This is a genomic window from Mycobacterium sp. D16Q16 (assembly GCF_002013745.1).
GTDB lineage: Bacteria > Actinomycetota > Actinomycetes > Mycobacteriales > Mycobacteriaceae > Mycobacterium.
Genome location: NZ_MAEY01000005.1, coordinates 59,689 through 75,031 on the forward strand (window position 1 = coordinate 59,689; position 15,343 = coordinate 75,031).

General features: G+C 64.0%; 14 protein-coding genes. All 14 read right to left on the bottom strand.

Translation table 11 applies throughout. The features are described from left to right. Positions 1–19 precede the first annotated feature (19 nt). A complete protein-coding gene (locus B4394_RS07645) occupies positions 20–1,390 on the bottom strand; it encodes an MlaD family protein (RefSeq protein WP_078312208.1) in 1,371 nt (456 codons plus the stop codon). Beyond that, a complete protein-coding gene (locus tag B4394_RS07650; protein WP_078312207.1) occupies positions 1,387–2,574 on the bottom strand; it encodes an MlaD family protein in 1,188 nt (395 codons plus the stop codon). Before B4394_RS07650 ends, B4394_RS07645 begins: the two co-directional genes overlap by 4 nt. Further along, positions 2,574–3,713: an MCE family protein gene (locus tag B4394_RS07655; protein WP_078312206.1), complete on the bottom strand. Its 1,140-nt coding sequence runs from the start codon at positions 3,711–3,713 to the stop codon at positions 2,574–2,576. The genes B4394_RS07650 and B4394_RS07655 overlap by 1 nt, the downstream gene beginning before the upstream one ends. Continuing rightward, positions 3,710–4,735 (bottom strand): MCE family protein, encoded by a 1,026-nt coding sequence (locus tag B4394_RS07660; RefSeq protein ID WP_078312205.1) that lies wholly within the window; start codon positions 4,733–4,735, stop codon positions 3,710–3,712. Before B4394_RS07660 ends, B4394_RS07655 begins: the two co-directional genes overlap by 4 nt. Then, positions 4,732–5,784 carry an MCE family protein gene (locus B4394_RS07665; RefSeq protein ID WP_078312204.1) on the bottom strand — a complete coding sequence of 351 codons (1,053 nt, stop codon included), beginning with the start codon at positions 5,782–5,784 and terminating at the stop codon, positions 4,732–4,734. Before B4394_RS07665 ends, B4394_RS07660 begins: the two co-directional genes overlap by 4 nt. Beyond that, positions 5,781–7,289 carry an MlaD family protein gene (locus tag B4394_RS07670; protein WP_078312248.1) on the bottom strand — a complete coding sequence of 503 codons (1,509 nt, stop codon included), beginning with the start codon at positions 7,287–7,289 and terminating at the stop codon, positions 5,781–5,783. Before B4394_RS07670 ends, B4394_RS07665 begins: the two co-directional genes overlap by 4 nt. 1 nt (position 7,290) lies before the next feature. After that, a complete protein-coding gene (locus B4394_RS07675; RefSeq protein WP_078312203.1) occupies positions 7,291–8,151 on the bottom strand; it encodes an MlaE family ABC transporter permease in 861 nt (286 codons plus the stop codon). A 9-nt stretch (positions 8,152–8,160) separates the two neighbouring features. After that, positions 8,161–9,027, bottom strand: a complete 867-nt coding sequence (locus B4394_RS07680; protein ID WP_078312202.1) for an MlaE family ABC transporter permease — start codon at positions 9,025–9,027, stop codon at positions 8,161–8,163. Positions 9,028–9,381: 354 nt separating this feature from the next. Beyond that, positions 9,382–9,852, bottom strand: coding sequence for a MaoC family dehydratase (locus B4394_RS07685; protein WP_078314657.1), 471 nt, complete (start codon positions 9,850–9,852; stop codon positions 9,382–9,384). Next, positions 9,849–10,811: an NADPH:quinone oxidoreductase family protein gene (locus B4394_RS07690; protein WP_078298153.1), complete on the bottom strand. Its 963-nt coding sequence runs from the start codon at positions 10,809–10,811 to the stop codon at positions 9,849–9,851. Before B4394_RS07690 ends, B4394_RS07685 begins: the two co-directional genes overlap by 4 nt. Next, on the bottom strand, positions 10,808–11,674 hold the full coding sequence (locus B4394_RS07695) for an SDR family oxidoreductase (protein WP_078312200.1): 867 nt from the start codon (positions 11,672–11,674) through the stop codon (positions 10,808–10,810). The genes B4394_RS07690 and B4394_RS07695 overlap by 4 nt, the downstream gene beginning before the upstream one ends. A gap of 65 nt (positions 11,675–11,739) precedes the next feature. Then, on the bottom strand, positions 11,740–13,158 hold the full coding sequence (locus B4394_RS07700) for an aldehyde dehydrogenase family protein (RefSeq protein WP_078312199.1): 1,419 nt from the start codon (positions 13,156–13,158) through the stop codon (positions 11,740–11,742). A gap of 156 nt (positions 13,159–13,314) precedes the next feature. Continuing rightward, positions 13,315–14,265, bottom strand: a complete 951-nt coding sequence (locus tag B4394_RS07705; RefSeq protein ID WP_078312198.1) for an SAM-dependent methyltransferase — start codon at positions 14,263–14,265, stop codon at positions 13,315–13,317. Then, on the bottom strand, positions 14,262–15,179 hold the full coding sequence (locus B4394_RS07710; protein ID WP_078312197.1) for a class I SAM-dependent methyltransferase: 918 nt from the start codon (positions 15,177–15,179) through the stop codon (positions 14,262–14,264). Before B4394_RS07710 ends, B4394_RS07705 begins: the two co-directional genes overlap by 4 nt. Positions 15,180–15,343: the final 164 nt, after the last annotated feature.

Genomic DNA, 15,343 nt, shown 5'->3' on the forward strand with positions numbered 1-15,343 from the left:
GGTACCTGTCCGAGCGCGCCTAGCGTCCGGTGGGTGGAGTATTACCGAAACCGGGCGGTGGCGCAGGCGCATCGGGGGGTAATGGTGCATCGCCGGGAATCGGGAGAGGCCACTGCGGTCCACCATACGGCGTCGGAACGCTCCACTTGCCCCGTGGCGTTGGATCGGCCACCTTCGCCAGGTCCGCGTTGGGCGGCGGGCCCGCGGTGTCGTCGTCGGCCGGACGCGGTGCGTTGCGCGCACCACGAACCAGCATCGCCGGGTCGGGGTTGGCGCAGTACGTGGAGTACAGCGCTGGCTCATAGAAGCTGGCGTCCGAGACGGGCTTACGCGGCGTCACGTAATCACATGTCGGCCGCGGATACAGCAGGTCGGCAAGTGCCCAGATGGCGCCATCATGGAAGATTGTCGCCGCGCTCTCCAGCGCAGAACCACGCACCTCCGGGCCCGGGAACAGCGCATTGAGCGCGGGGACGCGGACATAGTTCAGCTGAGCGACCGTCGCGAGATTGCCCAACAGCTGCACCATGGTGTCGGAGTTATCGGTGAAGAGATTGTCCACACCGTGCAGTGTCTGCGGGGCCCGCCCGAGCAGCGTCCGGAAGCCGCCGTCCATCTTCTTCAGCCCACTGAAGGTGCTGCCCAGCTGCTGGCCGGTCGCATCCAATCCCGAGTTGAGGTCGACGAGCGTCGAGAAAGTCACCTTGCTCGACTTCAACAGGGTCACCGTTTCCGGCAGCACACCATCGAGGGTCGTGATGAGGAACGTGCCGCCATCGAAGATATCGGCAAGTTTTTCCGGGCCCTGCGTACTGACCCCGAGTTCCTTGCGGATGGTGCTCAGCTTCTCGGTATCAAGCTGTGCCAGCAGCCCATCGGAATCCGCCAGCACCTGCGCGAGGGAAATCGGAGTGGTGGCCTGGCCCAGCGCAACAACGCTGTTGTTCCCCAGGAACGGACCGTCATTCGTCGTTGGGCGGAAGTCGAGGTATTGCTCACCGGCGGGCGACAGCCCGGAGACGCGCACCTCGCTGTTGACCGGCAGCTTCACCGCGCCGTCGATCGCAGCGGTCGCGACGACGCCGCCCTTCTCCAGGTTGACGGACTGCACGCGGCCGATCGGCACTCCGCGCAGCGTGACTTCCTGATTCGGCAGCAGCCCACCGGATTCGTGCAGCTGCACCTTTACCCGGTACTTGGACTCGATCGGATTGACCTTCAACGTCCCGAACATCACGTACCCGACGCAGATGACGAGGATGGCCACCAACCCGACCACGGACAGCCATTTCCAGCTGCGCTTGAAGACGTCGGATACCGCCAGCAGTCCACGGGAAATCGATTCCAGCAGACCATTGGACTGTGCGGGGCCAGTCGCGGGCGCGGTCATCGGCCCGGTCCTGGTTCAGGCGCCGGGGCGGGCGCGGGCGGAGCTTCCGGCGCGGGTGCCGGGGCAGGCGGGTTCGGCCCTTGCCCCACAACCCGTTCCTGCAACCGGTACAGCGAGTACTTGAAGCTACCGACGAGGTAACCCCAGTCGGCCTGCTTGGGGCCGTGGAAGGTCGGGTCACCCTTGTACCCGGCATCGGGCCAGTTGCCCAGCGCGAGCTTGGCCATGTTGACGTCAACGGCAAGGCCGCTACCGGCATTCGCCTTGATCAACATCGGGATCAACCGGTTCAGCGCGACCAAGCTGGTGTCCGGGCTCACCGTGATGTCGTTGAAGCCCCGTGCGAGCGAGTTGAAATCGGCGATCATGCTGCGCGTGTCGGTGCCCTGGATGGACGGGAACTTCGCCAGCTGATCGGAGATGCGGCCCGCGGTATCGGCAAGATCGCCGACCTGATCGGGATCGATCGCCTTCAGCGCCGGTGCGCCTGCCTCCAGCAGATCGTTGATCGTCTTCTCCCGCGCCGACAGTGTCGAGGCCAGCTGAGAGGTCTTGTCCAACGAGTTCTGGATCTGCGCCGACCGGCCATTCAGCGTGCCCATCAACTGATCGGACTGCTTCACGATCTCACCGAACACGATGCCGTTACTGCCATTACCGCCGGAGGACTTGCCGAGCCCGTTCACCACGTGCGTCAGATTGCGAATGACGCCACCGTTGACGAGCACGGCCGCGGACGCGAGCACACCTTCCACCGTGGCCGCCGATGAGGTGTTGTCCAGGTCCAGAGTGCCCCCGTTTTTGAGGAGCTGGCCCGTGCCTTTGGTGGGTGGGGTGACGGCGACGAACACATCGCCCAGCGGGGTGGCCGTGCGCAGCTGTGCCGTGGTTCCGACGGGCAACCGCACACCTTCACGGATACGCAGCTGAACCACGGCCACGTAGTCGACGGCGTCCATCGACTCGACCTCGCCGACATCGGCGCCACCGAGACGAACCTTGGCCTTCGCGGGAAGGTTGAGCGCGTTGGCGAACCGCGCGGTCAGCTGGTAGGACTGCGAGCCCATGTTCGGAGCCGGAAGCGGCAGACTATCGAGTCCCGGTGGCGTGCAGGCGGATACGGCGAGAGCCCCGACCGCAGCCAATGCGGCAACCCTCGTCTTGGAAACCTTCAAGCGGCTCATCACTGCCCCATCCTGGCCATGCCGTCGAGCATGTAGGTCAGCCCGAAATCGGGGCCATAGTCGGCCAGCGTGCCGGTGCTGCACCCGAGCTGCCGCAGGCCCATCAAGTTGCAGATTTCCTTGGAGAACTGGCTTTCGAACAGCAGTTTGTCCAACAGCGGGTGCAGGCGGATCGACCCGTTCACCGGGTCGATAACGCGGTCCACGTTATCGAGCGTCAGGGGCAGCAGATCCAGAGTTTCCTTGAGCTCACGCTGGTTATCGGTCAATGCCTGCAAGGTGACGTTGCCGTTTCCGATGAGACCCTTGATGACGTCGCGGTTCTTCTCGAGGAGTTCGGCGGTGTTCTTCAGCACCTCGTTGGTCTTGCGGCCGGTGTCGCCGGTGCCCAGCCGTTCGGCGGCCAGGACATCGGCAGTGCCGTGCACCGCCGAGCCGAACTGACGAATCGCCTTGTCGTTCTCCCCCATCGCGTTCACCAGCGAGCTCACGCTCTTGATGATCGTGGTGAGCTGATCCTTGGTCTCGGCGCCATCGGTGGTCATCTTCAGTGCCTTCGACAGCTCATCGAGGGCGGTCTTGACCTGCTCCCCGTTACCCGCGGCGGCCTGCGCTCCGATGCTGACCAAGTCGGCGGCCGGACCGCCGCCCTTGCCGTCACCCTTCATCGCCGACGCGAGCTTGTCGACGGTCGCCAGCACCCGGTCGAATCCGACAGGGGTGCGGGTGCGGTCCAGCGGGATGACATCGCCATCTTTGAGCACCGGGCCCTCGGTGTACGGCGGGCTCAATGCGACGTGCCGGTCAGTGAGGACCGAGCTGGTGAAGGCGGCGGCGATGACGTTCGCAGGGACCTTGACGTCCTTGTCGACGTTGAACTTGACCTGGACATACGTGCCCTTGGCCTCCACCGATTCGATGGCACCCACCGGCAGGCCCAGCACCTCGACCACATTGCCCACGAAAAGACCTGAGCCTTCATCGAATTGGGCGGTAACGGTGATCTTGTCGTCTACTACGCCGGCCTTGCGCAGACCCAGGTAGCCGCCGATCGCGGCGGCCACCACCAGCACCGAAACCACGCCGATCATGAAGACTCGGCGCGCGGTGGACCCCTGCTGTGTCACGTTCACGCTCATGCGCAGTCCTTGAAGTACTCGAGTAGACCCCACTGTTCGGCGCGGCTGCTGATCGCGCACATCCAGTTGTCCACGACCAGACCGTTGGTCAGGTTGATGTTCATGGAGTATGCCGAGCCGGTGGCGTTGGTCAGGTTCCGCAGCGGCACGGGCAGGATCTGCAACAGGTTTCGTAGGTAGTCGTCATGATCGCTGGCCAGCGCCGTGACATCCCGCAGCTGCTGCAACAGCTTCTCGAAGGCGGGCCGGTCCTTGATGACCACCTTGCTCAGCAGGTCGACCACCTTGGTGATCGAGGCCATCAGACGCTGGAACGATGCTTTACGGGATACGAACTCTCCCAACAGGTCCCGCCCCTGAAAGACCAGATGACCGAGGTTGGCCTGCTGCCGATGCAGCGTGGCGGTGACGGTGGACGCACTCTTGAGCAGCTCGCCGATCTGCGTCCGCCGGGTGGAGACGATCCCCGACAGCTCCTTCAGATTCTTCATGGCGTCGGGCAGCGCCTCAGGCAGCCCGTCGAGCTGCTTGGCCAAGATGTCGATGGACTGAGCCAGCTTGGTCGTGTCCACCTGCTCATAGGTGGCAGCGGTGTCCGCGAGCAGCGCCTGCAGGTCGTATGGCACCTCCGTGTGCGACAACGCGATTCGCTTGTTCGGGATGACGCCCGCACCGCGAGGCCGCAACTCGACATAGCGCGAACCGAGCAGCGTGGTGGTCTTGATCGCGGCCTGCGTCTCAGCACCCAACTTCACCTCGTCGCGCACCCGCATGTCGACAAGCACCTTGGTGCCATCGAGCACAACGCTTTTGACTTCGCCGACATCCACTCCAGCGACGCTGACGTAGTCGCCCTTCTTGAGCTGGGCCGCCTGCGCGAATTCGGCCTTGTACCGGGTGTATCCGAAACCGATCTGGCGGTACAGCAGCATCGACGCGATGATCGCGGTGACGACACCGACGGCGATCATGCCGATCCAGAACTTGCTCCGGTCTTCTAACCTGCGTTCACGGGGGCTCATTCGGTCCCTCGGCATTTCGGTGTGTACTTGGCGACGCCACCGTGCGTGGCGTGCCGGACGATCGCGGGCACCAGATCATTGAGACCCGGGAAGAACCCGTTGATGTTCAGCTGGCAGGCATACGAATTGCCGTAGGCACCGTCCTGCATGGTGCGGGCCAGCCCCTTCAGGAGCAGCGGCAGATTGGAACCCAGGAAGGCGAATTGGTCCTTGTTGGCAAGAATGTGCGCGGCGGTACCCGGCTCGCGATAGACGAGCTCCTGCAGCTGCGGGTACACGTTGTCGCCGATGGTCTGGATCCGGCTGACCACATGCGTGGCCGAACCGATGGACGAGACCAGGTTCTGGCGGCGGTTGTCCAGTTCGCCGACGACATTCTGACTCTGGACCACCAGTTGGTCCAGGTTGTCGTTCTGCTTGGCGACGTTCGCCAGCACGGTGTTGAGGTTCTCGATGAGCCCACCCAGCGACTGGTCACGTCCGGCAAAGGATTTCGTGATCTCGGTGGTCTGCGCGACGACATGGGCCAGCGCGCCCCTGTCACCGGCGAAGGCGTCGATGAGCCCGTTGGACAGATTGTCGACCTGCTTCGGGTCCAACAGGGTGAACAACGGCTCGAATCCATTGAGCAGCGCACCGACGTCGAAGGACGGCTCCGTGCGCTCCACCGGAATCACGCTGCCTTCAGGCAAACGCTCTGGGCTGCCATCCAGCCCCCGGGACAGCGAGATGTACCGCTGGCCGATGATGTTCTGGTAGGTCACCGAGGCGATCGAGTTGCCGTACAGATTCTGGTTGCTCTTGACCCGGAACTTGAGCTTGGCGAGCGAGCCATCCAGCTCGATCGAGTCAACGCGGCCCACGCGCACACCCGCGATGCGCACATCGTCGCCGACTCGCACACCGGTGACATCGGTGAAAATCGCGCTGTAGCTCTTGGTCGAGCCCGTGGTATCGCGGAGCAGGGTTCCGTAGACCAGGGTCGTCACGCCGATGGCGAACACGACAAACAATGACAGTCCGACCACCGCGGCCCGGAAGTTCTTCATCGTCCGCCTCCCTGGGCCGAATTGGCGTGGCCGGAATCGGTGTCCGACCCCTCACGACTGACCGAGATCGTTGTGCCACGGGCCACCGGGCCCAGGAGCAGCTGCTGTGAAGCACTCGGATCCCCGCCGAGTGCCTTGCCGAGTTGTGCGCGCTCGGTCGCACTTCCGACCGGTCCGACGTTTCCGCCGAACGAGGCCGGTGCCACTCCGGCAGGTGCCGGGTTGGGCGGCGGACCGAATGGCGGCAGCACCGGGTTCGCGGCGCGGTCGACTTCCTGCGGGTTGGGACCCGAACCGTGCAGCATGATGTCGGCCGCGGTCGGCGGGAAGATGGTTCCCGGAGGCGGAGCGATATCCGGCGGCGGCTTGTAGCTACCAGGCTGCAGCACCTCGGGAATGTCGATCCACTGGCGGGTCTCGGGTGCGGTGGTGCAGCTGGGCCCGGCCAGCTCTCCGTACCGCGGGCAGTCGTCGCGGACATAGGTCCAGGCCGGACTGAACGACAGGATCAGGTTCAGGCCCAGCACCTGGCGGCCCGGATCCCATCCGTTTTCGAAGATCGCGTCCGAGAGCACCTTGATGCGCGATGCGATCGGCACGAACTGGTCTGTGTGCTGTGCCAGGACACCGACAACCGGTGTCAGATGAGTACCGATGCCGATCATCTGATCGATGTGGTTATCGATGGCGGTGGCGGCGGTTCCGGTGGTGTGCAAACCTGCCGAAAGCAGCCCGCGCACATCCGATTGCTTTTGGGCCAAGGTGCGCAGCGGCACCAGGGCGTTCTCCAGGTTGTCCAACAGCCGCGGCGAGGTGGTGCTGAGTGCTGCCGACACCTTCTCCAGCGCCGCGATCGTCGAGGGGTCGTTGGGGCTGGCGGTCACGATGGCATTGAACTCGGTGAGGATGGACTGCAGCCGGGCACCAGAGGTCAGCAGCTTGTCGCCACGGCCCTGAGTTGCCTCGCCGAATACGCCGATCAAACCGATCGGTGCGTCGCCCCGTTGCCGTTCAGTGGCGGCCAGCACCTGGCGCAGCTTGTTCGTGGTGGTCTGGAACAGCACCGTCGGCAGCTTGGTGTCCTCGGTGATGACGGCGCCGTCGCGTAACGCGGCACCATCACCATTGTCGACCAGCTGCACAGATGACACCGCGAACACATTGCTCGGCACCACGCGGGCGGTGACCGTGCTCGGAATTCCGCTGGCGTGCTCGGACTTCAGGTCGATGTGCACGATGTTTGGCTTGCCGTCCTCGGCCGGTGTCACCGACGTGACAGCGCCAACGAGCATGCCACGGAACTTCACATCGGCACGCTCGGGCAGACCGTCCCCGACATTCACGAGCTGTGCGTTGACCTTGACGGTGTCTTCCAGCAGGCCCTTGGACTTGGCGAGCAGCAGCCCGGTCACCAATCCCAAGATGGCCAGCACGGCGATACCGGAGAGGAGCAGCGCCCGATCCGACCAGCCGCGCCCGTTTCCAGAGAATGAGCCACCACTCACGTCAACCACCGAACCTTGCGCCGGCATCGACTCCCCACAACGCCATGGTGAGAAGCATGTTCACGATGATCACGACGGTGATGGCGGCGCGCATCGCGTGCCCGGCAGCCACACCCACGCCCTCGGGTCCACCCGAGGCGTTGAATCCGAAGTAGCACTGGATAGTTGACGCGATCCAGACGAAGATGACGGCCTTGATCACCGAATAGACGATGTCGGTACCGCTCAACATCATCGTGAAGTAGTGGTTGTAGGCACCGCCGATCGAGCCGCCGCTGGAGATCCCGACAAGCAGGCGGCAGGTGATGTAGCTGATGACCAGGCACAGCAGGTACAGCGGAACTACCGCGACGGTCGAGGCCATCAGGCGGGTGGTCACCAGGTAGGGGATGGGCCGGATCGCCAGCGCGTCCAGCGCGTCGATCTCCTCGTTGATGCGCTGGGCTCCGAGCTGCGCGGTAAACCGGCAACCGGCCTGCATCGCAAAGGCGAGCGCGGCCATCACCGGCGCCAACTCGCGCGTCGACACCAGAGAGGAGATGAATCCGGTGGCCGGGCCCAGGCCGATGATGTTCAGCAGGTTGTAGGCCTCGATGCCGATGAGAGCGCCGATCGTGGCGCCCAGCACGGCGGCCACGCCGACCGTGCCGCCACCGGTGACCAGCGAGCCGTTACCCCAGGTGACGTCCGCCAGCAGCCGGAAGAACTCCTTGGAGTAGAAGCGCAGGGAGTTCGGGATGGAGGCGATGGCCTCCACGAAGAACGCCAGCATATGACCGAGCCGCCGAATCGACTGGGCGACCCGATGCCCGGCGTCGATGATCGGCTGGACGCCCTTAGGACGGTATGTGGAGATAGTCACGGCGCGTCCCTATATCCCATGCCGTGGGAAGACCATGACGTACACCTGGCTGACGAGCACGTTGATCAGCATCAGCACCAGGATGGACTCGACGACCGCGGCATTCACCGAGTTGGCGACGCCGGCCGGACCGCCCTTGGTCGTCAGCCCCTTGTCGCACGCGACGATGGCGACGATTAGGCCGTAGAGAATCGCCTTGAGCAGGGCCAAGATCAGATCGTCGACCCGAGTGAACGAGGCGAAGGTCGCGACGAAGCTTCCCGGTGCACCGTGTTGGAAGTAGACGTTGAACAGGTAACTCGCCAAGAAGCCGACAAAGCAGGTCGTACCCGTGAGACCGACACCGACTAGGACGGCGGCGGCGACGCGCGGGACGACGAGCCGCCGGATCACCGACACACCCATCACTTCCATGGCGTCTATCTCTTCACGCATGGTTCGTGACCCCAGGTCCGCGGTGATGGCCGAACCTACCGCGGAGGCCATCAGCACCGCGGCGACCAGAGAGGCGCCCTGGCGCACGATTGCGACACCACTGGCGGCACCTGCCAACGAGGACGCGCCAACCTGGCCCGCCAGCAGGGCGAACTGGATGGACAAGGTGACACCGATCGGAATGGCCACCAGCAGCGTCGGGACCACGGCACTGCCCGCCATGAATGCGCCCTGGTGGATGAACTCCTTCCACGGGAACGCGCGGTGGACGAGGTCCGAGAACATGTACTGCATCGCCCGTACACCGAGGACGATCTGACTGCCTGCGGTTTCCACCGCCTGCACCGGATGCTTGCGGACGTACTCCTTGAGAGCGCCGGATACGGCATCACGAGACGGTGTGGCGGGCCGGCCTGCACTGGCCGTGTCGAAGGTGGTCATCACGCGCTCACGATCGACTGCACCGAATACCCCAGGGCAACACGTCCGTGTGCTGGCTGACCCACGTGATGCCCTCTCATCCAAACCTCTCGGGCCCACCATCTTCGCTGGTCACAGAGAAAGCAAGGCCCGAACTGAGCAGTAACATAACACCTGACTGACGTGATCTACACATCGTCGTAGATCACGGTGAGATTTTCGACACTCTGCGATATGCGGTGTCCAACTTCTTGACAACGGACGACAAACCGACGGCTCGCGATTCCATTGGGCGAGAATGGGTATCACGCCCATACCCTCGCTGACCTTTGCCTTTTCCGCAGACTGGCTGAAATGGCCTGTGTCCCCAGATCTCTAACGCGGTCTCCAGAATGGCGACGCGATGTAGCGCGAAATCGATTCGGCCACACAAGCTGGCTTGTCGGCACCCTCGATCTCGACAGTGGTCACGATCGTCACGTCGACGGCGCCGGGCTTCTGCTCGACATTGGTCACCTCAGCACGGGCCCGCAACCTCGATCCCACCCGGACCGGGTTCAGAAACCGAATCTTGTTGTACCCATAGTTGATCCCCATCGCGATGTTGTCGACCCGGATCAGCTGGAACTGAAACTGTGGAAGCAACGACAAGGTGAGCAACCCGTGCGCGATGGGGCCACCGAACGGGCCATCGGCGGCCCGTTCGGTGTCGACGTGTATCCACTGGTGATCGCCGGTGGCATCGGCGAAGGTGTTGACGCGCTCCTGATCGACCAAGAGCCAATCGGTGACCCCCAGGTCGCCGACGGCGACCTGGTCAATTCCGTTGAATACCTTGGTACTCACGGTACGAGCACCATCTTTCCGTACACCTTGCCGTCGGCGAAGTCCTGGAGTGCCTGGCGGCCTTCCGACAGCGGAATCCGCGCGCTCACCGGCGGCCGCATACCCTCAGCCACCAGCTTTTCCAGCCCTGCCTGCGTCTCGTACAGGTAGTCCGTATGGGTGCGCAGGAATTCACCCCAGGCCACCCCGATCAGCGAGGCGTTGCGCAGCAGCAGGCGATTCACCTTGATCGTCGGTATCGCACCAGCTGCGAATCCGACGACGAGCAGCCGTCCCTCGGAGGCCAGCGTGCGCACCGCGTCGTCAAAGGCGGGCCCACCGATGGGGTCCACCACCATGTCGACACCGACCCCGCCGGTTGCCTCGCGTACCGCCTTGGCCCAGCCCTCTTCTAACGGCAGGACGATATCGGCGCCGACACTCTTGACGAATTCCGTTGCGGCAGTCCGATTAACCACGGCAATGACCTTGGCGCCCATGCCCTTGGCAATCTGGATCGCCGCGGTACCGATACCGCCCGCAGCACCGAGTACCAGCACTGTCTCCCCCGCGCGCAGCTGCCCTCGGCGGGCGTAGGCGAAGTACATGGTGTGGTAGTTGGCAATGAGGGCGACGGCCTCGGCATCGTCCAGCTGGGGCGGGGTCGGCAGGATGTTGGACGGTGCCACCGCCACCCGTTCGGCATACCCGCCAATGAAATTGAAGGCCATCACCCGGTCGCCGGGATTGATGCCGGACCCCTCCGGGGCCGAGCGCACCACCCCGGCGGTCTCGATGCCCGGAACGAAGGGCGGCTCCATTTTCAGCTGGTACTCGCCCTTGGTCATCAGGTAGTCGGGAAAGCAGACCCCCGCGGCCTTGACGTCGACGACAACGACGTTGTCACCGCGCGGCTCTTCGACGTCGGTGTAGACCAGCCCTTCCGGGCCCGATAACGACTGTGCCTGTATCGCTTTCATGCGAGCGAGGGAGGGCCGGCCTTGACGGCGTTGGAAAGATCCGCGATCTGCGACCACTTCTCGGCAACCTCGTCCACGGTGGGCGGCGCATCGAAGTCCGCACCAGCGTTCTCGAACAGCGCGACACGTTGCACCTTGCCGCCGCCGACCACGAAAACCGAACCGTTGTCAGTACTTTCCTCAGTGCACAGGTATCCGACGACGGGCGCGACGAAGGACGGTGGCAGCTTGTCCAACACGGCCTCGGGGGCGATATCGGCGGTCATGCGGGTGGCCGCGATAGGCGCTATCGCGTTGGAGTGGATGTTGTACTTGGCACCCTCCAGCGCGAGGGTGTTGATGAGCCCGACCAGGCCGAGCTTGGCCGCGCTGTAGTTGGCCTGCCCGAAGTTGCCGAACAAACCGCTGGTCGAGGTAGCGACCACGATGCGGCCGTAACCCTGATCCCGGAAATGCTGCCAGGCGGCACGGGTGATGTTGTACCCGCCGTACAGGTGAACCTGTTGCACCGCATGCCAACTGTCGTAGGTCATCTTGTGGAACGTGCCGTCCCGAAGGATGCCGGCGTTGCTCACCACACCGTGAATGGCACCGAACTCGTCCAGAGCGGTCTTGACGATGTTGGCCGCGCCTTCTTCGGTGGCGACGCTGTCATAGTTGGCGACAGCACGGCCCCCAGCAGCCTTGATTTCGTCAACCACGCTGTCGGCCATCGCAGACCCGGCGCCGGATCCGTCGCGGGCACCACCCAAGTCGTTGACGACAACCGAGGCGCCCTCGCTGGCGAGGGTGAGCGCGTACTCGCGGCCCAGCCCCCCGCCGGCTCCGGTCACGACAATTACCCGGTCTTGCACTCCCGGCATGCAGAACTCCTATTCACTTGGCACTTCGTTGGGTTGCTGAATAATGCGGACGACGAAACCTTTAACTACATAAGTCTTTTCATCAACTTAAGGTTCTTCTCCAGATACGGCGGGTACGGCAGCTTGAGGTCCATCTTGGTGCTCTTGTACAGCGTCGACTTGAGGTGACTGAACTCGTCGAAGCCGGCCTTGCCGTGGTAGGCGCCCATACCGCTGGCACCGACACCGCCAAAGGGCAGGTTCGGGATAACAGCGTGGTAGAGCAGATGATTGATCACCGTGCCACCGGCAGGTACATCATCGATGAATCGGTTGCCAATCCGCTTTGACTCCGTGAAGGCGTAGGCCGCCAACGGCTTTGGCCGAGAATTGATGAAGTCGATGGCGTCGTCAAGAGACTCGGCGGTCAGCACCGGCAGGATGGGACCAAAGATCTCGTTCTGCATAAGCGGCTCGTCCGCGCTCGGATCCACCACGATTGTCGGCTCGATGGTGAGCGCGGAAGCATCAGAGGCGCCGCCGGTGGCAACCTCTCCTTCGGTCGCGGCCAGGTAACCCACCAAGCGATCGAACTGGCGCTGATTGACAACGCGCAGTCCCTTGGACTCCTTGTCGGCCTGGAACTCCGCCCAGGCCGCCGTGATCTTTTCGACCAGCTCATCGCGAACCGCCGGGTCGACGAGGACATAGTCGGGCGCCAAACACACCTGGCCTGAGTTGAGGCCCTTCATGTATCCGATGCGGCGCGCGGCGACCTCGATGTTGGCATCGGCAGCCACGTAGACGGGCGACTTGCCACCCAATTCCAGTGCGACTGGTGTCAGGTGTTGTGCAGCGCCTTCCAGGATGCGCTTGCCAATCTCGGTGCCACCGGTAAACAGGGCCTTGTCAAAACCCTGCGCCAGCAGTTCTTGCGTCACCGAGCCGTCGCCCTCGACGACGGCCACCGCGTGCGGGTCGAGGTACTGCGGAATGAGCTTGGCCATCAACGCCGATGAAGCGGGCGCGATCTCCGAGGGCTTGATGGCCACGGTGTTGCCCGCCGCCAGTGCGCCGACCACAGGGCCGAGCGTCAGGTACAGGGGGAAGTTCCACGCACCGATGACGAGGACTGTGCCGTACGGCTCAGGTACCGACCACGCCTTGGCCGGCTGCTGGGCCAGCGGAAGACCTCTGACCCGCTTGCGTCGCATCCAGCGCCGGAGGTTCTTGCGGGCGTAGACGACCTCGACGACCGACCCGACAACATCGGCGATCCAGGCTTCGGCCGAGGAGCGCCCCAAGTCCTCGTGCAACGCGGCGGCAATCGCGGCCTCGTTCTCGGTGAAGAGTCGCTCCAGGCCGACGAGCTGCGCCTTGCGCCAATCGTATTCGCGAGTCCTACCCGTCGCGAAGGTCTCGCGCAGGCCCCGGACAATCCCCGGAATGCGCGAGGGCTCGGACGCGGCGTCCTGGTCGGCGGGCGTAGAGATCTCGGTGGTCATATCCGTTCCTCTCGATGGCACGCTCATCAATGAGCACATCTCCGCAGGTCACGCACGCGTACACGGACGAGCGATGGCAGCTAAGTGAGCTGTATCACCGATGGTAACCAACCAGTTGGGACCTGAGAACCCCGCACCCCTGAGGGCCGAGCTCCGTCAGCCCTTGAGCTCGGCTTCTATCAGGGTGTTCCCGCGCAAGTCCTCTTCGCTGTAGGCCAGGCGGCCCGCATCGGACATCTCCACCTCGGCCGGAATCGCCCGAACCGTCCACCCACGCCCAGCGAGCCACTGAGGGACATCGGTGCGGTTCTCGTCGTGGTACATCAGCGATCCGACGTCAAGGGACTCGCCGTCCATTCCCGCCAACTTGCGGGCCCGGTCGAAGTGTTCGCGCATCTTGCTGCGGAACTCATGCCGCTTGGCGTTGTCGGGCCCGACGGCCTCGACGGCGATCCTGCTGCCCGGTGCACTCTGATCCACGATCAGTTCGAACAGTCGGTCCTGCGCCTCGGTCGGCAGATACATGAGCAGGCCTTCCGCCAGCCATGCCGTCGGCGATGCGACGTCGAATCCCTCCTGTTGCAACGCCGCCGGCCAGTCCTGCCGAAGATCGACTGGCACCTCCCGGCGAAGACAGGCAGAACGCACATCGTGCTCATCGAGCGTTTGGCGCTTGTACTGCAGCACGAGCGGCTGGTCGATCTCGTACACGGTGGTGCCGACAGGCCAGTCCAGGCGATACGCACGAGAATCCAGGCCGGCGGCCAGGATCACCACCTGGGTTATCCCCGCGCGTGACGCCCGTTCGAAGAATCCGTCGAAGAAACGTGTGCGGACAGCCTGGTAGTCCACCGCGTACTGCATGAGGCGGTCGGCTTCCGGATCCAGCTTGGCGAGCTGCTGGCGCAGCTCATCGCTCGCGATCACCGACCAGGACCCGGCACCCGCACGCTCGACGAGGAGCTGCGCAAACGGATCCTTGATAAGCGGCGTCTCACTGCGGGTTTCAGCCGCTCGCGCCGCGGCCACCATGACCGCGGTGGCTCCCACACTGCTCGCGATGTCCCAGCTGTCATCATCCGAACGGGCGGTGGTCGTGTCGGTCACCGGAGCTCTCCCTGGATCAGCTGGCCGCGGAACGTCCCCTGCTCGATATCCTCGGGCACCGGTCTGCCCAGTCGCGCCATCTCGTCGTGCGCATCGGTCTTGGTCACCGACCATCCGTGTGCCCCAAGCCATTCCGCGGGGTCGGCCCGGTTCTCGTCTTCGTAAATCAAGTTCTCGATCGTGACATCGACATCGACGGCGGTCTTGAATGCGGCACGCACCTGCTCCCGGCGGGCCGCCTCCTCCTCGCTCTCGTCCAGAACCAGTTTCCCCTCGTATCCCTCCACCGCAATGCGGCTACCCGGGGCGCTCAACACACCGATATTCACGAAAAGGCTGTCTTGAGCGTCGGCGGGCAGATACGGCAACAGACCTTCGGCAAGCCACGCGGTGGGTTGCCCGGAATCGAACCCGGCCGCACGCAGCGCGGCCGGCCAGTCCTCGCGGAGATCGATAGCCACGCCACGTCGCTGCGCCTTCGGTTGATGGGCGGCGAGGGCGGAGGCCTTGAACTCCAGAACCTGGGGTTGGTCGATCTCGAACACCGTGGTGCCGGCCGGCCAGTCGAGACGGTATGCGCGGGAGTCCAGCCCCGAAGCCAGGATCACGATCTGCCGGACACCCGCTGCGGTCGCGGCCAGGAAGTAGGCGTCGAAGAAACTGGTGCGCGTGGCCTGGTAGTCGACCATCCGGCCGTAGATCCGGCCCGCCTCGGGATCGGGCCACTCGATGTCGCCGGTCGCCAACCGCTCCCAGCCCGTCGATCTACCGGTCGCGTCGACCAGTATCTGCGCGAACGGATCGCTGATGAGCGCGTCGGCGCGCAGCGTCTCGGTAGCGCGTGCGGCCGCCACCCCGAGAGCGGTCGCGCCCACACTGGAGGTGATGTCCCAGGTGTCCCCGTCGACCCGCATGCGGCTCCTCTCAAGGCAAACTAGACCCAATAGTGAGCAATGCTACAGATCTCAAACGGTGGCCGACATTGTGCCGCGGGTCACATTTGCCCTGCTTGCGCCCAGGTAGCTGCATCATTCATTCATTTGCCGGTCACTTTGGATAGGCTGTGCTGTGGAACGTC